The organism is Rhizobium sp. SG570, from assembly GCF_012275345.1.
Classification (GTDB): Bacteria; Pseudomonadota; Alphaproteobacteria; order Rhizobiales; family Rhizobiaceae; genus Rhizobium; species Rhizobium lusitanum.
The window spans coordinates 72,925-93,280 of the sequence record NZ_JAAZQI010000024.1 but is presented as its reverse complement, the minus strand read 5'-3'; the positions used below and the strand labels follow the sequence as shown (position 1 = coordinate 93,280).

Below are 20,356 nucleotides of genomic sequence, written 5' to 3'. Positions count from 1 at the left end.
GCGGCCACCTCAAGCAGCGCCCTACCTCACCTCCCACATGGGCCACGGCGTCCTCAATAGCTGACATGCCATAGCTCGCAACCGGAGCAGCCTGAAGAATGAGCCGCGCTCAAGCAAAGAGCCAGCAGACAATCAACTCAAACCTTCCTAGCAATAATCGGCGATAAGCTTGAACCCAAAACCAGTTCAACCGTAAACCAATTAATTGACAGATATGAGCGTCACAAGAGCGCGGCGCGGCGCAGAAGGTGCGTAAAGACCTCGGCCAGTTCCTTGTCCATAAACGGCTTCTTCAGAACCGGCCGGTCGCGATAACCATCCCGAATGTCGTCACTGCTGTAGCCGGTTGAGAAGGCGAACGGCACACCATGCGTAGCGAGCGCATCGGCTACGAGGTAAGTCATTTCGCCGTTCAAGTTCATATCCAGCATGGCGACATCGAAATTTTGAGATTCGATCAGGGCGATGGCCTGATTGACCGTGGCGGCGCTGGTCACGGCCGCACATCCCAGGTCTGCCAGCATGTCTTCGATCATGATGAGGATCAGCATTTCATCCTCGACAACGAGCACGCGGCGACCGGAAAGCAATTTATCCATCACGAACACCGTTCGACGCAGGAAAGTTGATCGTGCAGACGATGCCCTCACTCCGGTAGTCGAGATCAACCGTGCCCTCCAGTTCATGAGCTAGGCCGCGCTCGATCACGCGCGAGCCGAACCCTTTCCGTGATGGGTATGTCACCGACGGGCCATCCTTCTCCTGCCAGCGTAAATGAAGCCAGTCGCCTCCCGGCGACGGCCCAATCGTCCATGAGATCAGCACCGATCCGGTCTTGTTGGAAAACGCGCCGTATTTCACGGCATTGGTCGCGAGCTCGTGGAACGCGATGCCGAGCGCAAGGGTTACCTTCGGTGAGACGCGGATATTTCGGCCCGTGATGACAAAGTGCTCTGAGCGCCCGTTTCCAATCCCAAACGGCTCCAGAGCCGCGTTGACCAGATCGAGCAGCCCCGCACCCTCCCAACTTTCCCGGGTCAATAGGTCATGAGACCGCGACAGGGCAAAGAGCCGTGGCTCGATGGAATCCCGGATTACATTGACGTCGGACGCATTCCTCAGGGCTTGCCAGACAATCGACTGTACCGTCGCCAGCGTATTTTTGACGCGATGGTTCAATTCGTCGATGAGCATGCGAGACTGGGCCTGTTCCCGCTTATGATCGGTAAGGTCGACAAAAGAGGCGAAGTGCTGCACGATGACGCCGCTTTCGTCTCGAACCGGGCTGATAAGGACCGCCGACCAAAACACGCTGCCATCCTTGCGACGATAGGAAATTTCCGAACCGCCGGTCGTGCCCGCGAATGCGGCGTCGATGCGCGCAAGCGAATCGGGATCCGTGCCGCGCGCCATTAGAAAGTTGAAGCTCTGTCCGAGTACCTCTTCCCGAGTATAGCCGGTCAAGTCGAGAAAGGCGTTGTTGGCGAAAATGATGGGATTGTCGGATTCTTTCGCATCCGTAAAAACCATCGCCATTCGTGTCGTTTCAGCGGCGACGACGAAAGGACCGAGCTCTCTCCGGAAGTCGTCGACCTCGGCTTCGGCGATTTTCTGACCATCAGATTTGGCGATTATATCTGGCATTCGCCGGCCTTATTCCGTGGTTTGGCGGGCCGCGGCCAGTCGATATTATTGTATACTCTGGGAAGCTTCGCGACCAGCGAACATTTATCCGCGCCGCAAGGGCATCCTTAGTACCAACGACCCCGGCCGAACCAGCCGCCGCCGCCGATCAGCAGAACGACAATAACGATGATGAGAAGTGTGGTGGTATCCATGTAAGTCTCCTGGGGAGCGCCCGATCATCTCCATCGCGCTTGACTGCACGGTGCGTTGTTCGTAATGGCACTCCAACTAAACTCAACGTTCAGAACCGAATTTGGTTCAATTCGAGGGCATATTTGTTGATGTATCGGCGAGATCAGCCGGTCAGGTTCCGCCGCGATCGGTGATATTGCGACAACACATGTCCGCCGATATGGCATCAAGTCGTGCGAAGCCAAAAAATGTCGATGTTCGAAACTTGAGCCACTTTGCGAGCACCTATCGTCCCGGCGGCTTGTCGCTGCATCTGACTTTTTGAGCGTCCAGTTGTCCGTGTTCAAACGACTTGGCAGCGCGGCTGCCTTCGGGATAGGGGTTGCCTTCTGCCGGGTTCTTCTGTTTGCCGGCTTTTGAGCCACGCCCATAGGCGCTGGTATCGCGTTTGTCAGCCTGCTTCACATCTGTTGCGCTCAAGAGCGGCGATTCATCATACTTTGCCATGGGGCTATCCTTCTCTATTGCGGGTGAGCCTTCTCTATTGCTGAGCAGGCGCCGTCGCAGGCCGCATTGAGGCTGCCGATGGCTGTATCGTGGTCCTCTGGGCAGCCGGAATTCTAGACTCCTTCGCGCTCGTGTAAGACGAGTTTGCATAAGGCCAGAAGTTCCACGCCAGCGCTGCGACAGCAACAACCGCCAATATAGCGATCGGCGGCCCCCAAGAAGAGCGGCGTGCATATGGCGTGGTTCTGAGATCTAGATTTGGTTTATTCGAATTAGTGTTCATGTAAATTTCCTCCATACAGGAAAACTCTTTGCTGGAACAAAGGTTCCGGTGGCAGAAATAGTAGAAAATACTTATAGAAAGCTGGCGGAGATTCCAAATTTCCACCCTCCATACCTAGCCATAGGGCGGGCGAAAGACGGAAGACCTCAGATTTGAGGCCGAACGTCTTGACTGTGCGAAGTGTGTCCAATGGTCGGAATCGGAGTGGGACGGCTCATCGCGGCGGATGATCGTCTGCGGCGCGAGGGTTTCCGTGATAAGGCGATGGAACGGCTCGAATATCCGTTCACGTTCCGAGGCCTTTATGCCGGGCCTTCTTCGTCCCTAACTTCGATGATCGCGCGTCTGTCGATCTTGATGGTGATATTTCCCTTGCCGCCTCTGTGCTCGATCGCATTCTGGACGATATTGGCGATGACGCGCTGTGGTCGCCGGCATCACCCTAGATGGCCAGACGGTCGAAACCTGTCTCAGCGACAATTCGTATCCCCGCGTACTGGCGAGAGGCGTCGTGTCGGTGGCGACGTTCCGGCAGAATTCCACCAGATCGACGCACGAGACATTCGTGCCGATGACATCCAGGCGCCGCAGGTCGAGCAACTGTTCGGCAAGCGTGGCAATATGCGCCGCATCGGAGAGAAGCCGGCTGCCGATCGGCCTTGCGGTATCGTCTCGACGCGCGCCTGCGGGATGGCCGTGAAATCATTCGCAGCGGCGACCGGTGGCGCGGTCGAAGAGGTGCAGCGCGTTGGCGTCGAAACCGAGCTTCAGCGTCTGCCCTGCGGCAATCGCAGTGCGCGGGGGCAGGCAGGCCATGAGCCGCTGCGAACCGGCTTGCGCGGTCACGATCAGTTCGGGACCCGTCAGCTCCGCGACTTCGCAAATGGCCTCCAGCTTGCCATGCTCGTCCAGACGCATCGTTTCCGGCCGTATGCCGACGACCAGTTCCTGTCCCTGTTTGACCCCGTCCTTCGTCGCAGGCATGGGCAGCGTGATCGAGGTGCCGTCGATGCGCAGGGCACCAGCCTCGGCGGTCGCGTTCAGCAGGTTCATCGGCGGCGCGCCGACGAAGGTCGCGACATAGAGTGTTGTCGGGTGATTGTAGATCTCGTCCGGCGTGCCGAGCTGCTCGATCCGACCATCCCGCATCACGGCGATGCGGGTTGCAAGCGTCATGGCCTCGATCTGGTCGTGGGTCACGTAGACGACGGTGGTCTTCAGTATCTGGTGAAGACGCTTCAATTCCGTGCGCATCTCCATGCGCAGCTTGGCGTCGAGGTTCGACAGCGGCTCGTCGAACAGGAAGACCTCCGGCTTGCGCACCAGCGCCCGGCCGATCGCCACCCGCTGGCGCTGGCCGCCGGAAAGCTGGCTCGGCTTGCGCTCGAGCAGCGGTTCGATCTGCAGCAGCTTCGCCGCCTCGCGTACCGCCTTGTCGCGTTCGGCCGCCGGCACCTTGCGCATCTCCAGGCCGAAGCCGATGTTGCGATGGACCGAGAGGTTCGGATAGAGCGCATAGGACTGAAACACCATGGCGATGTCGCGATCCTTCGGATGCACGCCGAGCACCGAGCGGTTGCCGATGCGGATATCGCCGCTGGTTGCTTCCGCCAGCCCGGCGATGATGTTGAGCAGCGTGGACTTGCCGCAGCCGGACGAGCCGAGCAGCACCAGGAACTCGCCGCTTTCAAGCGATATGTCGATGCCTTTCAGCGTCTCGACATCGCCATAGCTCTTGCGGATGTTCTGGATTTCAAGCGCGCTCATCGAACGGCCTCCTCGGATGCTTTGGCCGGGCCGTAGCTGCGCGGCAGAGTGGAAATGGCACGGGAAGCGACCGCAGTCCCAGCCGAAATGCAGGCTGCAAGCGGCTCGCCTCGGGCAAGGGCGGCCAGGAAACCCGCGTTGAAGACATCGCCGGCACCGATCGTATCGACGACGGTGACACGCGGCGCGGCGACCGAAACCAAGCTGCCATCGGCCCCGATGGCAATGGCGCCCTCAGGGCCGCGCTTTACAACGACGATGGCTCCATCAGGCATGTGCGAACGAAGCGCACTCGCGGCCTGAACCGGATCGTCCACGCCGGCAAGCGTCGTCGTTTCGACTTCGTTCATCAGCGCGATGCCGCAACGGGAGAGCCAATGCCGCGTCGAATTGCAATTCTTCTCGGTCCAGCCGTCAAGCGGCCAGCCCGTGTCGAGCGCAACCGTGATCCGGTGTCTATCCGCCCAGTCGAACAGCGCTTCGTAGTCGCGTGTCAGGTCGTCGGTGAGGAAGGCGCCACACAGCAGCGCATAGCCGCCGGAAAGTTTCGTCCCGTCGAGCACGGCATGCACGTCGGCTAATGTGAGCCGTGGCAGGTGGCCGCGTGTCGTGAAAAAAGTGCGCTCGCCGTCCGGATGGGTGATGCCCACGGATAGAGTCGTGCCTTCGGGACGCACCGGCCACTTGCTGCTGCGGGTGCCGAATGCTTCACTGAGCCAGCGTCCAAACTGATCGCTGCCGACATTGGCAGCGATCTCGTAATGGATGCCGAGGCCCTCCCAGGCGAGTGCGGTATTGCCCGCCTGCCCGCCGACGCGCAGCTCGTCATGGTCGACGATGATCTCCGTGCCGGCCTTGGGCCAAGGCTCCGCCGGCCCGAGGATCAGGTCGATGTTGACGTTGCCGATGACTGCTAGTGGCTTCATTCATTCGCTCCGGGTGATCTTGGTGGAGCGCAGCGGCGTGCCGGCATTCTCGACCCGGGCATCGGCAAACGCGATCATCAGCGCCTGCGCCACAGGCAGCATCTGGAAGATGGCGGCAAGGCCGCTTTCCGGCTTGAAACGGAGCGTGATGCAACCGGGGACCGGTTCTTCCTGCGAACCGTCGAAGATGATCACAGGCGCCCCCGTCTCGACGGCGGAAACAGCCATGGCCGTCACCAGGCCGGCGGTCGCGTCGTTGCCACGGAAAAGCACGACGCCGATCGATGGCCCGAGCATTTCCATCGGCCCATGCCGCAACTGGCCGCCCTCGAGCGAAAAGCAGGGGCGGCGCGACAGTTCGGTGAGGCCAAGTGCAAGCGCCTCGGCAACGCCCTGCAGGCGGCGGCCTGAGGTAACGATGGTGGCGACATCGGCAAGGGCAGCAAGCGCCGGCGAGATATCGAGCGTCTGCGGTGCCTGTAGTACCGCCAGTGCGCTCGCGGGATCCTGCCCAAGCGCGGTGAAGATCGCCAGATGCAGCGCGAAGGTCACGGTGAGGCTGCGGGTTGCCGCAAAGGCAAGCTCGGTGCCGCCGGCGCCCACCAGCGAGGGAGCGGTCCTCGCGAGGAAGGAGCTGCCCTCCAGCGTCAGGCCGAACGTCTCGGCATTGCCGCGCGTCTCGTCGAACCAGCGCAGCACTTCGGCGCTTTCGCCGGACTGCGACGTCACGAAGATCGTCCGGTCATCGAGCGACAGCGGCTGGCCGAGCTGTTCGGAGAGCGGTAGCGCGATCGCATCGATGCCGGCAGCGCGGTAGAGCGGCTCGACTGCGCGGTTGACGGCGTGGGAGCCGCCCATGCCAAGCAGCAGCAGCTTGCCGGTGCGCTTCAGCGAGGCTGCCGCCTTGGCAGCCATGTCGGCAGCGGCCTCGAAGGAGGCAATCGCATCGGCATGTTGGCGGGCCATTTCGCGATCGATCGCGGCAAGCCCGGCGGGGCGTGTTTTCTCTGTGGTCATGTTCATCCCTTGACGCCGCCGCTGGTCAGCCCGGAGATCAGGGCACGTTGCATGACAAGACCGATCAGCACCGGTGGCAGGGCGGCCAGCACGCCGGCAGTCGCGATCAGTCCGTAATCCGAGACACGGCCGCCGGCCAGATCGGCGATGGCGACGGTGAGGGTCTTTGCGCGCTGGTCGGAGGTGAAGAGCAGCGCATAGAAGAATTCATCCCAGGCAAGCAGGAAGGCGAAGAGCGCCGAGGTCGCCATCACAGGCATGGCCAGCGGCAGCGTGATGATCTTCAGCGTCTGGAACAGCCCGGCGCCATCGATCATCGCCGCGGCCTCGATCTCCTTCGGAATGGAATCGAAGCCGGATTTCATCAGCCAGGTCGTAAACGGCGCGAGGATCGTCAGGTAGACAAGTGCCAGACCGAAGACGTTGTTGAGCAGGCCGAGATAGGCAAGACCCATATAGAGCGGCACGGCAAGTGCGACGGGCGGCAGCATGTAGGTGGCGATCACCATCGACAGCGACCATCCCACGGACGGCGTGCGCGACACGGCCCAGCCAGCGGGGATCGCCAGCGCGATCGCTGCGATCGTCGCCATGCCGGCAACCTCGATGCTGTTGCGCAGCGATGAGGTAAAGGCGGCGCCCTCACTGTTTTCCAGTGTCGACAGCAACACCCTGTAGCGCGAGAAGTCGGCCGTCTGCGGCCACCAGCGCAAGGGCTTGGCGGCAAGATCGGCAGCCGGCGAAATGCTCATGATGAAGAGCCAGGCAATCGGCGCCAGGATGACGACGGCGAGCAGGATGGCACAGACATAAATGAAGCAGGTGAAGAGCGGGCTCTTGCGTTCCATCAGGTGGCACTCCCCGCGGTTTTGCGGACAAGGGCGGCATAGGCGGCGGCGAGCACCGTCACCAGCAGCGTGACGATGAGGGCAAGCGATGCGCCCGACCCCGCCCGCTGGAAGGAGAAGGCTTCCTGATAGACGAGGATCGATAGCGTACGCGTGCTGTTTGCCGGGCCGCCGCGTGTCATCACCCAGATGATATCGAAGACCTTGAAAGCCTCGATGGTGCGCAGCACCAGCGCCACCATCAACGGCCCGACAAGATAGGGAAGGATGACGAAGCGGAAGCGCTTGAAGGGGCCGGCGCCGTCGACCAGCGAGGCGGCGGTGATATCGCGCGGCACGGCCTGCAGGGCGGCAAGCGCGATGAGCGCCACCAGTGGAAAGTTCTTCCAGCAATCGGCGACGATCAGCGCCGTCAGCGCCGTGCCCGGTTCGCCGAGCCAGGAGCGGTAGGCGTCGATCAGGCCAAGCTGGGTAAGGGCTGCGTTCAGCGCGCCATATTCCGGATTGTAGATCAGCCGCCACAGCGTGGCGTTGACGACGGTCGGCAGTGCCCAGGGCAGGATCATCAGCGCGCGCAGCATGCCTCGGCCCTTGAATTCCTGGTTCAGGAGCAGCGCGGCAAGCACGCCGAGCACCATTTCGGCGGCAACGGATACGATCGCGAACCAGGCCGTGGTGATCAAGGTGCGCTGGAAATTGGAGTTCGCCAGCATCGTCGCATAGTTGTCGATGCCGACGAAATTGCCGCCGGTGCCGACAAGCTTTGCGTCCGTGAAAGAAAGGCCGACGGTATCGACGAGCGGCCAGCCGATGACGGCGACCATCACCACCAGCAGCGGCAGCATCAAAAACCAGGCGCGAGTTGTCATAGAGGTGCCGGACATGACGGGCCCCTTCTTTCATTCTTCATGGAGGATCGAGAGGCGGGCGGCGATAGGCGCCGCCCGGTAAGACTATCAGAGACCGCTGTTCTGGGCAGCAGACTTCAGCGCATCTTCCGGCGAAGACTGGCCGAGCAGCGATTCCTGGATCGCCTGCTGCAGTGCTGTAGACAGTTCCTGATACTTCGGTGTCGTCGGACGCGGATACATGGCCGCAAGCCCGACCTTTGCGGCCGCGATCAGGTCTTCCTGGCCCTTGGTGACAGCCGGATCGCTGTAGGACGATGCCCAGATCGGCAGGCTGAGCTTGGCATACTGGTTCTGCGTTGCCTGCGAGGTCATGAAGGTGATGAACTTCCAGGCTTCGTCCGGATGCTTGCTGGCGGTGGTGATGCCGAGGCCCATGGAACCGTTGACCGCCGAAGCCTCGCTCTTGCCGGCGACGCCCGGTGCCGGCACGACGCCGACCTTGCCGGCAACCTTGCTGTCCTTCGGATCGTTCGCCATGTTGTACATGTAGGTCCAGTTCAGTGCGAAGGCTGCGTCGCCATTTTCGAAGACCTTGCGGACGTCCTCTTCGAGGAATTCCTTGGAATTCGGATTGGTGAGGCCGGATTTGTAGCTGGATACCATGTATTTCAGGGCATCGAGGCCGCCGCCGTTCTGGAAGTCCGGCTTGCCGTCCTTGAGGAAGTCGCCTTTATAGGCGCTGACAAGCGTGGTGTAGTCGCAGATCGCGGCTTCGGCCTGCGACCAGCTCCAGGCGATTGGCGTGGCCAGAAGGCCCTTGTCCTTGATGATCTTGGCCTGTTCGGTCAGCTCGTCCCAGGTCTTCGGTGGCGTCTTGATACCGGCCTTTTCCAGGATTTCCTTGTTGTAGAACAAGTACTTGGTGTCAAGAATCCAGGGCATGCCGTAATATTTGCTGTCGTATTGGACTGTGGTCCATGCGCCCGGCAGCACGCCCTTCTTCGTATCGTCAGGGATACGCGAGGAAACATCGACCAGAACCTTGTTGGTCGCGTATTCGGCGGGCCAGATGACGTCGAACAGCACGACGTCGTAGCCGCCGCCCGAGCCTTGCGCCAGCACGGTCTTGTCATGCAGGCCCTCATAAGGGACGAATTCGAGATTGACCTTGATGTCCGGATTGGCCTTGGTGAAGGCGTCCGTCATGGCGCGCACATCGGCTTCGCTATAGGCGGCCTGCGCCATGAAGAGGGCGTTCAGCGTCGTTTCGGCAAAGGCGTGCGACGCGAAGGATACGCCGATCAGCGCTGCGCCGAGCAGTGTCTTGTTCAATGATTTCAACATTCCAGCCTCCAGTTTTTTTGACAGTCACGCGATTTTCCAACGGCGGCTGAAATGTCGCCGTCAGGTGTCGAACGGGCAGCCGGCCAGGCTGCCGAACCTCGATCGGAGCGTCTTCGGAGCCTTGAGGCTCCCCTGCGTTCCCTCATGAAACTCTGTGGTTTCTTTTAAGTCAATTGTCTTGACTTATTTGTTCTTCAATATTCTATTGGTGTCAAGAGGCAAATGCACATGAACGATGTTCGCCCGATCAGGGCCACGAGCGGAACGAACCACGAAGGCACCAGTGCCCATAACCGGCGGGTGATCATCGACGCCTTGCGGCTCAATGGTGCCCTCTCCCGCGCCGATCTCGCGCGCGCCACCCGCCTGACGAAACAGACGGTCTCCAACATCATGGAGGAGCTGGAAATCGACGGGTTGGTGATCTCAAGGGAAACGGTGCGCCGCGGCAGGGGGCAACCCTCGACGCCTTATGGGCTCGTGCCGGAAGGCGCCTTTGCAATCGGCCTGCAGATCGATCGTCACATCACCCGCGCCATCGCTGTCGATCTGGTCGGCAATGTGCTGATCGGCAAGGAGGCGAACCTGCCGGTCGGCGGACCGGCCACGGGTACCCCCGTGGTGCTGCAGCTCGTGCAGGAGGTTCGCACCGAGCTCAAGCTGCGTGCCGCACAGGCGGAGAAGCGCCTCGTCGGGCTCGGCGTCGCGATGCCGGGTCCGTTCGGCATCGAACAGGACGGGGACGACAATCCCTGGATGATGGGCGCCTGGCAGCGCTTTCCGCTATTGGAAACGCTTTCCGCCGGCACCGGCCTCAACGTCACCCTGCAGAACGACGCCGCCGCCTGCGCGACCGCCGAGCGCATGGTCGGCGCTGCCCATGGGCTCGATCATGCCGTCTGCCTCTATGTCGGCTACGGTATCGGAGCCGGCCTGATCCTCGGTGGCGATCTTTATAGCGGCGCCCATGGCAATGCCGGCGAAATCGGCATGGCGCTGCTCACGGCCGGCGGCAGGCTGACCCAGCTTGAACACCGCGCATCGCTGGCCTCGCTCTACGAGCATCTGGGCGTCGATCCGATGGCGCCGGACATCTATTCGCTGATCGACAGGCGCGCTGCCGCCGATGATCCGGAGATTCTCGCCTGGATCGAAAAGGCGGCGATCGACCTGCGCTGGAGCGTGCATCTCATCGAGACTATCTTTGATCCGCAGACCGTGATTCTGTGCGGAGGCGCGCCTGCAGCCCTTGCGACGCGGCTGATCGACGCCATGCAGCCGCTGTTGCCCTCCAATGCCGATCGCGCCGACCGGCTGTTGCCGCGCCTGCAGCTTGGCATGACCGACCCCTGGGCCGTGGCGCGCGGCGCGGCGGCCGAGCCGATCGGCCATGCCTTCGATCCGCGCTTCTCGGCGATCCTGAAATCCTGAAGTTTAGAGAGATTGCAGGAAAAGTGTGCAGCGGCTTTCCTTCCGCAACCGCGCAAAAACAAAGACATAGAGCAGTCAAGCGGTTTCGTGAAACCGTTGACTGCTCTATGTGTGGCGCGGGCTCGCGCCGAGGCGCGCAAGCACCTTGTTCGGTATGCCATAGCGCTGGATGACGTCGCGGCTGTTGCGCAGGCCGCAGATCTCGCGATGAATGAACATGGCCCAAACGGCTTGCGCAGCGGCATCGACCAGCCGCTCGTGTTCGACGCCATCCTTGCCCTTGGCCTCGCCCTCCTGCAGCGCGGCGAGTGCTGCCTCCACCTTCATCCCATGACGGCCGAGCGAGCTGGCGCGCTCCGACATCATCTCATATTCGAGAATCCCGAGGCCGGTCTCGTTCATATTGGATGGATTGAAATTGCGCGGCGGGCGAACCGTCATCTCTGACTCCGCATGCTGGTGACCAATCTTGCCTCGGTCTTACACAATTTCGATCCAATTTCCAAACCGCGACGTCGGTATTTCGATCGAAGGCGTGGAATGCGGAAGTATTGGATTTCGGCCCGCGAAGACGTTTTTCGGGTGGCTGGAACCTTATATTTTGGGTCCTATGTCATGACGACAAGGAGATCGACTGCCGCCTTGCGGCACGATTCGAAGAAAGGATATCGGCATGACCAAATCCACGCGAAATGCCGGCAAGCATTATGTCTACAGGATCATGGCTTCGCCCGTCGGCGCGCTGAAGCTTGTTGGCAGCGATGACGGGCTTGCGGCCATTCTATGGGATAATGACCGGCCCAATCGCGTGCCGCTGCCGATCGTGGAGGCCGAGCGACAACTCCGCGAGTATTTCGCCGGCGAACGGCAGGCTTTCGATCTCCCGCTCGATTTTTCGGGAACCGAGTTTCAGCGGAAGGTATGGCGGGCGCTGCTGGCCATTCCCTTCGGCGAGACGCGCACCTACACCCAGATTGCTGCCGAGATCGGGGCGCTGAAAGCGATCCGTGCAGTTGGTGCCGCCAATGGCCGCAACCCGATCTCGATCATCGCGCCATGCCATCGAGTTATCGGATCGGCGGGTGAGCTCAGAGGATTTGCCGGCGGCCTCGAGCGCAAGGCTTATCTGCTGCGGCTGGAGGGGGCCGGGACGAAAGCCTTCGATTTCGCCGCCTGACCATTTGGCGATCATCGTCGGCATAAGATGCAAAGAGCCTGTCTGGTTTCGCCAGGGCGATTGCATATGGGAAGAGATCGTTGCCGCGTAACCCCTTCTCCCCAAGGGGAGAAGGGGTTACGCGTCACTGGCATGCTTCATATGCAATCGCCCATCCGCGGAGCCGGATGGGCTGTTTTCATTTTGCACAATCACGTTCAACGGCCGGCCGCGGCGTCACGAACCGGCCGCATCGTTTCAGCCCTCAAGCCACTTCACCTGTTCCGGCGTCAGCTTGATGTCGAGCGCCGAGAGACTGTCTTCCAGCTCGGCGATCGTGCGCGGGCCGATCAGCGGGATGACCGGGAACGGCTGGGCAATGACATAGGCAAGCGCGATATGGATCGGGTTGCGGCCGAGCTTCTGCGCCAGTTCGATCGCCCTGTCGCGGCGGCCGAAGTTGCGGTCGGAATACCAGACGCGCACCAGTTCCTCATCGTTCCGTTTGTCGCGGCCGGCGCGGTCGGTGAAGAAGCCGCGGCCCTGGCTCGACCAGGCGAAGTTCGGGATCTGCTTGGCGTTCAGCCAAGCCTTCCATTCGTCGTCTGAGGCAGCGACGCATCCGGCCCAGATCGGGTCGAGCATTTCGGCCAGCGAGAAGTTGTTGGAAAGCGCCGCAGGTGCCGTCTTGCCGTTCTTCTCGGCATAGGCGATCGCCTCGTCGAAGCGGGCGCGCGTCCAGTTCGAACCGCCGAAAATGCCGCGAATGCGGCCGGCTTTGGCCTCGGCATCCATGGCATCGACGAACTCGCCGACCGGGACGGCCGTGTTGTCGCGATGCATGAAGTAGATGTCGACATAGTCGGTCTTCAGGCGGTTGAGCGACTGGTCGAGTTGCTTGGAGATCATATCCGGGTAGCAAAGCGGCGAATGGGCGCCCTTGCCGATCAAAACGATCTCCTCGCGCGGCACCTTCCGACTGGTGTGCCAATCGCCGAAGATGCTCTCCGTCTTGCCGCCGCCATAGACATAGGCGGTGTCGAAGGCGTTGCCGCCGGCTTCATAGAAGGCGTCGAGCGTCAGCGAGGCGGCCGCGAAATTCGGGAAGAATTCGAAGCCGAGCATGACGGTCGATGCCGGCTTAGTAATGCCGGGGATGTCGCGCTTCGGGATGCCGTTGCCCTTAGTAACGGCGGCACCGGCGATGTTCTTCGTCCTATGCGTTGCCTTCTCGACTTCGTATTCGAGGCCGATGGAGGCGCGCCACTGATCGAGAACTCGGAGGTTGCCGATCGAATCCGCCCAGCCGATGCCGGGATAGGCGAATTCCTTGTGTCCGGCGCGGATGGCATCGCCTGCAGCATCGACCTCGAAGGAATAGAGCCAGCGCTCCTCCTTGACTTCGATGGTCTGGGTCTCCCCGCCTTTGATGAGCTCGATCTTGCCGACGCCGCCCTTATGGCCGGAGGCGAACCAGAAGTCCGCGACTTCGATGCGTCCTTCGGAGCCGATGATCCGCAGCGTGTTGTCTTGATTCGCCATGATCGAGCAGGAAACTTCGGCGATGACGTTCGTCGGGAACTTCAGCACGGCCGACGCCCATTCGTCGACGCCCGTCTGGCCGAGATGAGCAACGCCCGAGACCTTGTCGGGATCGAGAAACGGCTTGCCATCGGCGGCACCGGCAATCAGGCGCGCCATCGATACCGGATAGCCGCCGACATCGAGGATGCCGCCGCCGGCCGTTTCATTGGCAAACAGCCGGTGTTCCGGCTTGACGGTGCCCATGTTGAAGCCGAAGGACGAGCGGATGATACGCAGCTCGCCGATCGCGCCGCTTTTCACCAGTTCGATCAGTTTCGCCGTCTGCGGATGGACGCGGTACATGAAAGCTTCGCCGGCGAAGACCCCGGCCTTCTTGGCTTCGTAATAGATTGCTTCTGCATCATAGGCCGAAAGCGCGATCGGCTTTTCGACAAGCACATGCTTGCCGGCGCGGATCGCCTTGATCGCCCATTCGGCATGGCCGGTGTGCGGCGTGGCGATATAGACGGCGTCGATGTCCTTGTCGGCAAGCAGCGCCTCGTATCCGCTAACGATGCGGGCGCCGGGGAAATTGTCGCCGAGACCCGGCTTGTCCGGGTTGCGGCTGGCGATGGCCACCAGCTTGCCGCTGCGGGAATGGGCGATGCCGTCGGCAAAAGTCTGGGCGATCCTGCCGGGGCCGATAATGCCCCAGCGGATGGGTGTATCTGTACTCATGGAACGATCCTTTCCTAAATCTGCATGCTGTCTTGGGAGAAAAGACAGCGCCTACCGCAATCGGTTTCCGGCACCGTCGAAGAGGAATGTCTTGGCCGCGGAAAGCGCGACGGTAAGCGTGTCCCGGTTGCCGGTGTTGCGGGACTCTTCGCGTTCGATGACGATCTGCTCGCCGCCGGCGATGTTGGCGTAGATGTAGCTGGTGTTGCCGAGATGCTCGGCGACGTCGACGTCGACGGTCAGATCCGCATCGCCTCTCCCGGCGTCGAGGAAGTGCTCGGGGCGAACGCCCAGCGTCACATGCTCGCCGATTTCGACGCCCGCTGCCGTGATCGGCAGCGACAGGCGGACATTGCGCTGGTCGCGAAGGGCCACCCCGACGCGGCCAGGCTGATTGTCGACGACCTCGGCGCGCAGGAAATTCATCTTCGGCGAGCCGACGAATCCGGCGACGAACTGGTTGGCCGGATCGTCATAGAGGTCGAGCGGTGCCCCCACCTGTTCGATGTTGCCGCTGCGCAGCACGACGATCTTGTCGGCAAGGGTCATCGCCTCCGTCTGATCATGCGTCACATAGATCATCGTCGTGCCGAGCTTCTTGTGAAGGCGGGAGATTTCGACGCGCATCTGCACGCGCAGCTCGGCATCGAGGTTGGAGAGCGGTTCGTCGAACAGGAAAATCTGCGGTTCGCGCACGATGGCGCGGCCGATGGCGACGCGCTGGCGCTGGCCGCCGGAGAGCTGCTTCGGCCGGCGCTGCATCAGCTCGGTGATCTGCAGGATCTCGGAGGCCTGCTTGACGCGGCGGTCGGTATCCGCCTTCGGATTGCCGTTCATGCGCAGGCCGAAATTCAGGTTCTGCTCCACCGTCAGGTGCGGGTAGAGGGCATAGGACTGGAAGACCATGGCGATGCCGCGATCGGCCGGCTCCATGTCGTTGACGACGCGGCCGCCGATCTTGAGCTCGCCGCCGGAAATATCTTCCAGCCCGGCGATCATGCGAAGCAGTGTGGATTTGCCGCATCCCGAAGGGCCGACGAAAACGACGAATTCGCCGTCCTTCACCTCGAGATTGGCGCCGTGGATGATTTCCAGCGAACCGTAGCGTTTGACGATATTGGTAAGGGACAGTTCAGCCATACGGGTCTCCCGGAATTATTTGATTGCGCCGGCGGCGATGCCGGCGATGAAGTGGCGTTGCAGGAGAACGAAGATGACGAGGATCGGCGCCGTCAGCATCACCGCGCCGGCCATGATGCCGCCCCAGGATACTCTGGTGAGGCCGATGAGCGTCCCGAGCGCCACGGGCGCGGTCATCATTCCAGGCCGGGAATTGATGAGCAGCGGCCAGAGGTAGTTGTTCCACGAGGCCAGGAACAGGATGATGGCGAGCGCCGCCATCGTCGGTCTTGCGAGTGGCAGGGCGATGCGCAGAAAGATCTGCCATTCCTTGACACCCTCAACCCTGGCCGCATCAAACAGCTCGCCGGGCATCATCGAGAAGGCCTGGCGCATGAACAGCACGCCGAGCGAATTGAAGAGTGGCGGCACGATCAGCGCGACCCAAGAATTGGCCAGCCCGAAATCGCGCGCCACCATGATGAACTGCGGGATGACGACGACGGAGTAGGGAAGGGTGATCGTGCCGAGGATGATGCCGATGACGCCCGGACGGCCGGCGAACTGGTAGCGCGCCAGAGCCCATCCCGCCATCGAGGTCAGCATGACCGACAGGACCGTATAGACGATGGCAACGACGATGGAGATCGTCATAGCGCCGATGAAGTTGGTGTCGGCCTGGAGGTTGCGGACGTTGTCCATGAAACCTGTCGACGGTGTCAGGATGATGCCGGGGCTGAAAATGCCGTAATCGGGCATGGTCGAGAAGACGAACATCATCCAGAGCGGAAACAGCCAGATGATGGCGAGCGGCGCCAGCAGGCCGTGCAAGGCGAGCGAGCGGATCAGAGTGGATTTGGACTTCGATTTCATTTAGTTTCGCGCCCCACCCAGAGATTGAGAAGAGAGATGACCACGGCGAGCGCCGCCATCGTGTAGGCAATCGCCGACGCATAGCCGAAGTTGGTCGACTGGAAGGCCTGGCGATAGAGCAACAGGCCGAGCGTCTCCGTCCCACCACCGGGGCCACCCCTGTTGGTGATCAGATATGGTTCGGTGAAGAGCTGCATGGTGCCGATGACGGACAGGACCACGCAGAAGAGAATGATCGGTTTCAAGAGCGGCAGGGTGATGTGGATGAATTGCTGGAAGCGGCTGACACGGTCGAGCGTTGCAGCTTCATAGACATCCTCGGGGATCGATTGCAGCCCAGATAGGATGATAATGGCGTTGTATCCGGCCCAGCGCCAGGTGACGGCGATGATGATGAGGACCATGGCGGCGTGGGAGTCGGCAAACCACGACACCGGCGAAATGCCGACACCGCCGAGCAGCTTGTTGATGATGCCGAAATCGACGTTGAACATTAAGCGGAAGACGGCTGCATAGGCGACCTCGCCGACCACGACGGGTGCGAAGAAAGCGAAGCGGAAAATGCCGCGCGCCTTGAGCAGTGGTGAATTCAACAGCACCGCCATGACCGTGGCGAGCGTGATCATGACGGGTACCTGGACGATCAGGATGATAAGCGTGTTTTGAAGTGCGTTGTAGAAGGCCGGGTCGCCGAATAGTCGCCCCCAATTGAGCGGCAGGTTGAAAGTCCAAGGATTGACGCGGGTATTCTGGAACGAAATCAGGAACGAATCGATGATCGGCCACACCCAGAAGGCCGTAAACACCAGAAGATAGGGCGCAAGAAACGCATAGGCGCTCCGGTTCTGCAGCCGCATGAAAGCCTCCTCCTTTATGCGCAGTGAAATGATCCGTGACGACGCATCCCCGCCGCCTCCAGGGCGGCGGGGATGTCGGGCGCGGCTTGGGATGCGCGCCCGGCTATGTCACTCATTTCGCGAGCGGCAGACCCGTCGCCGAGGCGATCTGCTGGGCCGCGTCGTCGAGCGCCGCCTTGCCGTTCGGATAGCCGCCGGCAAGGTACTTCGTCTGGACGGCCTTTATGATTTCGTCGGCGTCGCTGAAATACTGGGTGCCGGGATTCGGGCGGATCTTCGGCAGGGTGGCGAGGATATCGGTCCAGACCTTTTGCCCACCCCAATAGGGCTGCGGCTGGTTGACGAAGGGATCCTGAACCGCCGTCAGCAACGACGGCACGAGCCCGAAGGACTTCAGCATCGTGACCTGGCCCTCATTGGTGCCAAGCGTGTAGCTCAGATATTTCCAGGCGGCTTCCTTGTTCTTCGAGCCGTTGGCAATCGCCAGCGAAGAACCGCCGAGGTTAGCCGCATGCGGGCCGTCGGCCGTCATGCTCGGCATCGGATAGACGCCCCATTTGCCGGCGAGATCTGGCGACGTGGAGCGGATGGTGCCTTCGTACCAGCCGCCATAGAGCTGCGATGCCACCTTGCCGGCAGTGTTCGACTGGATTTTCTCGTTCCAGTTTGCAGCGCTCAGCAGGCCCGCGTCCTTGATTTCCTTCACCTTGTCCAGCGCCTTGACGCAGGCGAGCTGGTTGACGATGATGCTCTGGCTGTCATCCGAGAAGTAGCCGCAGCCCTGTTCATTGGCGAGCATGCGGAACCATTCGGTGTCGCCGTTGAGATCGGCCTGCGCCATGATCACGCCCGGGTTTGCGGCAGAGATCTTTTTGCCGGCAGCGATGAAATCGTCCCAGGTCTTGATCGTTGCCGGATCGACGCCGGCCTTTTCGTAGAGATCGCGGCGATAGAACATGGTGACCGGGCCGGAATCCCATGGCATCGCATAGGCCGCATCGCCGACTTCGAGTTCGGCGCGCTTGAAATCCGGGAACTGCTTCTTGAGGTCGTTGTTATAGCCGAGCTTCGTCAGGTCGGTCAGGCAGTCGGGGAAGCGGTTCCAGAAAATGGAAGCTTTGTGGTTTTCGATCGACATGACGTCGGGTAGGCCGTCGCCGCCGGCGGCGCAAGCGGCCAGCATCTTGTCGAAGACCTGTGGGTTGCCGATGTCCTGCACATCGACCTTGATATCCGGATATTTCTTATTGAAGCCTTCGATCGTGGATTTCAGCGCCGACGCGGCGATGTTCCAGCTCCAGACCGTAATGGTGGTTTGTTCCGCAAAGGCAGAACCGGAAGCGAGCAAGGTGGCAAGCACCGCCGCTCCAGCAAGTTTTAAACGCATTGAAAATCCTCCCTTTTCAATTGCTGTCCGCAAGCGAACGCGCTTAAACTAGCTCCCGGTACGCTTCTGTCTCCTAAAAAGGGAACATGGACTTGGCGAAAAGTAAGGTGGGCGATCGAGCGGTCTATCAGCCGGGCGCGAGCAGTGTCGAAGGGCTGCCAACGATCCTGCAGATGTTTTATTCCCATCCGCTGCCGATGGCGAAGCCGCATTGGCACGCGCAGGTGGAAGTGAACTACATCGTGCGCGGTACCGTACATTACCATATAGGCGATCATGAGCTTCATCTGAAGGCCGGCGAGATCTGCCTCTTCTGGGGCGGTCAGCCGCATCAGCTGGATGAACTGTCCGACGATGCGATCTATGCGGGCGCGCATCTGCCGCTCGTGCATTTTTTCCGCATGCGGCTGCCGCTCGATATTTCCAGCCGGCTGATCCGCGGGCAGACGCTGATAAGCTCGGCAACCGATGCCGCCGATGACGAGAATTTCGCCAGATGGCACCGTTACGCCATGTCCGGCGATCGGACGAAGGCCGAACACGCCGTCGCCGAACTTCTCTTGCGTCTGGAGAGGATCGCCTTCGAGCCCTACCGCATGGTACCGGAGAAGCAGGAAAACCTGACGAACGAGCAGGTCCATCCGCAATCCTCGCGCAGCCTGGCGAGAATGTGCGATTTCATCGCCGCCAATTTCCTGCATGACATCGATACGGTCGATATTGCCAAGGCGGCGGATCTGCATCCGAAATACGCGATGAATCTCTTCAAGAAATCCACCGGCATGACCCTCGGCAAATATGTGAACCTGCTGCGTCTTTCTCGCGCCCAGGCGATGCTGATGCGCGACGGCGCCAATGTCCTGCAGGTTGCCATGGACAGCGGCTTCGGCTCGATAAGCGCCTTCAACAAATCCTTCCGCCACATTGCCGGCATGACGCCTTCCGATTTCCGCCGGGATATGCGCGTCCTCTCCGCGATGAATGTCGAAGCCATCAAGCCTTCGATGCGGCGGCCGGCCCCGCAATTCCATCGCTAGCGCCTCTTGCGATCGCGGGCGGTCTCGCGCATTGCTCGTGACCGGTTGAGGGAGGGAGAATCCCATGCGGCAGTTTTCGGCTTGTATCGAGTGGTTGTTCGCGCGCGAAGATGATGTCTTCGCCGACCGTATCCGGCTGGCGCATCGGGCCGGGCTGGATGCGGTCGAGTTCTGGCGCTGGACCAACAAGGATCTGGATGCGATCGCCGCCGCGGTCGCCGAGACCGGCATTGCGGTGTCCGGCCTGGTGGCCGAGCCGATGATCGCGCTGACGAATCCGGCAAACAAAGAGACGTGGCTTCAAGGCCTGCGGGAATCCGTCGTCGTGGCGCGACGTCTCGGCGCGCCGGTTCTCATTGCCCAGGCCGGCGACGATCTTCCCGAGTTTTCGCGCGCCGAGCAGCGGGCAGCCCTTGTGGCGGCCCTGAGTGCTGGCGCGGATATCCTCAAGGGTTCAGGCGTTCGGCTTGGTCTTGAGCCGCTCAACACGAAAATCGACCATGTCGGTTACTACCTGTCGTCGACTGCGGAAGGCCTCGACATCGTCGATGAGGTCGGCCGCGCCGAAATCGGCATCGTCTACGATCTCTATCATTCGGCCGTGATGGATGAGAAGACGGAGCATGTCGTCGGTGATCGCGTCGACCGGATCGTGCATGTCCATGTCGCAGATCATCGGGGCCGCAGCGATCCTGGCACGGGCCACATCGATCTGGTTGACCGGTTGGACTGGCTGTTTACACATGGTTATGGCGGCAGGGTGGGCCTGGAATACCGGCCGAAAACGAGCGACGCCGAGGCCGTTCGCGCTGTGGTGAAGTCGCTCGGCGGCTAGGGCAATCCCAGGAAAAGTGAGCAGCGGCTTTCCGTCCG

19 protein-coding genes are annotated in these 20,356 nt (G+C 61.2%); 4 read left to right on the top strand and 15 right to left on the bottom strand.

Annotated elements, in window-relative coordinates:
• Window positions 1-221: 221 nt before the first annotated feature.
• From FHT28_RS31725 to FHT28_RS31680, 9 genes are all read right to left on the bottom strand, one after another.
• Window positions 222-599, bottom strand: coding sequence for a response regulator (locus FHT28_RS31725; protein WP_037199340.1), 378 nt, complete (start codon window positions 597-599; stop codon window positions 222-224).
• Window positions 592-1,644 (bottom strand): HWE histidine kinase domain-containing protein, encoded by a 1,053-nt coding sequence (locus FHT28_RS31720; protein ID WP_047640532.1) that lies wholly within the window; start codon window positions 1,642-1,644, stop codon window positions 592-594. The genes FHT28_RS31725 and FHT28_RS31720 overlap by 8 nt, the downstream gene beginning before the upstream one ends.
• A 459-nt stretch (window positions 1,645-2,103) precedes the next feature.
• Entirely contained in the window at window positions 2,104-2,325 is a 222-nt protein-coding gene (locus FHT28_RS31715) for a hypothetical protein (protein ID WP_168598386.1), read from the bottom strand.
• Window positions 2,326-3,310: 985 nt separating this feature from the next.
• A complete protein-coding gene (ugpC, locus tag FHT28_RS31705) occupies window positions 3,311-4,375 on the bottom strand; it encodes a sn-glycerol-3-phosphate ABC transporter ATP-binding protein UgpC (protein WP_168598385.1) in 1,065 nt (354 codons plus the stop codon).
• Window positions 4,372-5,301 carry a PfkB family carbohydrate kinase gene (locus tag FHT28_RS31700; protein WP_168598384.1) on the bottom strand — a complete coding sequence of 310 codons (930 nt, stop codon included), beginning with the start codon at window positions 5,299-5,301 and terminating at the stop codon, window positions 4,372-4,374. The genes ugpC (FHT28_RS31705) and FHT28_RS31700 overlap by 4 nt, the downstream gene beginning before the upstream one ends.
• Window positions 5,302-6,324, bottom strand: coding sequence for an SIS domain-containing protein (locus FHT28_RS31695; RefSeq protein ID WP_168598383.1), 1,023 nt, complete (start codon window positions 6,322-6,324; stop codon window positions 5,302-5,304).
• A complete protein-coding gene (locus FHT28_RS31690; protein ID WP_047561182.1) occupies window positions 6,321-7,166 on the bottom strand; it encodes a carbohydrate ABC transporter permease in 846 nt (281 codons plus the stop codon). The genes FHT28_RS31695 and FHT28_RS31690 overlap by 4 nt, the downstream gene beginning before the upstream one ends.
• Entirely contained in the window at window positions 7,166-8,050 is an 885-nt protein-coding gene (locus FHT28_RS31685; RefSeq protein ID WP_168598382.1) for a sugar ABC transporter permease, read from the bottom strand. Before FHT28_RS31685 ends, FHT28_RS31690 begins: the two co-directional genes overlap by 1 nt.
• A 72-nt stretch (window positions 8,051-8,122) precedes the next feature.
• Window positions 8,123-9,361 (bottom strand): extracellular solute-binding protein, encoded by a 1,239-nt coding sequence (locus FHT28_RS31680; protein WP_037199328.1) that lies wholly within the window; start codon window positions 9,359-9,361, stop codon window positions 8,123-8,125.
• Window positions 9,362-9,589: 228 nt separating this feature from the next.
• Here FHT28_RS31680 and FHT28_RS31675 point away from each other — a divergent pair, with 228 nt between their 5' ends.
• Window positions 9,590-10,792: an ROK family transcriptional regulator gene (locus FHT28_RS31675; RefSeq protein ID WP_037199327.1), complete on the top strand. Its 1,203-nt coding sequence runs from the start codon at window positions 9,590-9,592 to the stop codon at window positions 10,790-10,792.
• 105 nt (window positions 10,793-10,897) lie between these two features.
• Here FHT28_RS31675 and FHT28_RS31670 read toward each other — a convergent pair whose 3' ends face one another.
• A complete protein-coding gene (locus FHT28_RS31670; RefSeq protein ID WP_037199326.1) occupies window positions 10,898-11,233 on the bottom strand; it encodes a DUF6665 family protein in 336 nt (111 codons plus the stop codon).
• 232 nt (window positions 11,234-11,465) lie between these two features.
• On the opposite strand from FHT28_RS31670, the gene FHT28_RS31665 reads away from it, so the two are divergent.
• On the top strand, window positions 11,466-11,969 hold the full coding sequence (locus FHT28_RS31665; protein WP_168598381.1) for a methylated-DNA--[protein]-cysteine S-methyltransferase: 504 nt from the start codon (window positions 11,466-11,468) through the stop codon (window positions 11,967-11,969).
• 237 nt (window positions 11,970-12,206) lie between these two features.
• Here FHT28_RS31665 and FHT28_RS31660 read toward each other — a convergent pair whose 3' ends face one another.
• From FHT28_RS31660 to FHT28_RS31640, 5 genes are all read right to left on the bottom strand, one after another.
• Window positions 12,207-14,210 carry an aldo/keto reductase gene (locus tag FHT28_RS31660; RefSeq protein ID WP_168598380.1) on the bottom strand — a complete coding sequence of 668 codons (2,004 nt, stop codon included), beginning with the start codon at window positions 14,208-14,210 and terminating at the stop codon, window positions 12,207-12,209.
• Window positions 14,211-14,261: 51 nt separating this feature from the next.
• Complete coding sequence (gene ugpC, locus FHT28_RS31655) at window positions 14,262-15,350, bottom strand: sn-glycerol-3-phosphate ABC transporter ATP-binding protein UgpC (RefSeq protein ID WP_168598379.1); 1,089 nt, start codon at window positions 15,348-15,350, stop codon at window positions 14,262-14,264.
• Window positions 15,351-15,365: 15 nt separating this feature from the next.
• On the bottom strand, window positions 15,366-16,202 hold the full coding sequence (locus FHT28_RS31650) for a carbohydrate ABC transporter permease (protein WP_037199321.1): 837 nt from the start codon (window positions 16,200-16,202) through the stop codon (window positions 15,366-15,368).
• Window positions 16,199-17,059, bottom strand: coding sequence for a sugar ABC transporter permease (locus FHT28_RS31645; protein WP_168598378.1), 861 nt, complete (start codon window positions 17,057-17,059; stop codon window positions 16,199-16,201). The genes FHT28_RS31650 and FHT28_RS31645 overlap by 4 nt, the downstream gene beginning before the upstream one ends.
• 112 nt (window positions 17,060-17,171) lie before the next feature.
• Window positions 17,172-18,446 (bottom strand): sugar ABC transporter substrate-binding protein, encoded by a 1,275-nt coding sequence (locus tag FHT28_RS31640; RefSeq protein WP_168598377.1) that lies wholly within the window; start codon window positions 18,444-18,446, stop codon window positions 17,172-17,174.
• An 86-nt stretch (window positions 18,447-18,532) separates the two neighbouring features.
• Here FHT28_RS31640 and FHT28_RS31635 point away from each other — a divergent pair, with 86 nt between their 5' ends.
• Window positions 18,533-19,483 carry a helix-turn-helix domain-containing protein gene (locus tag FHT28_RS31635; RefSeq protein ID WP_051964037.1) on the top strand — a complete coding sequence of 317 codons (951 nt, stop codon included), beginning with the start codon at window positions 18,533-18,535 and terminating at the stop codon, window positions 19,481-19,483.
• Between the two features lie 64 nt (window positions 19,484-19,547).
• Window positions 19,548-20,318: a TIM barrel protein gene (locus FHT28_RS31630; RefSeq protein ID WP_168598376.1), complete on the top strand. Its 771-nt coding sequence runs from the start codon at window positions 19,548-19,550 to the stop codon at window positions 20,316-20,318.
• Window positions 20,319-20,356 lie beyond the last annotated feature (38 nt).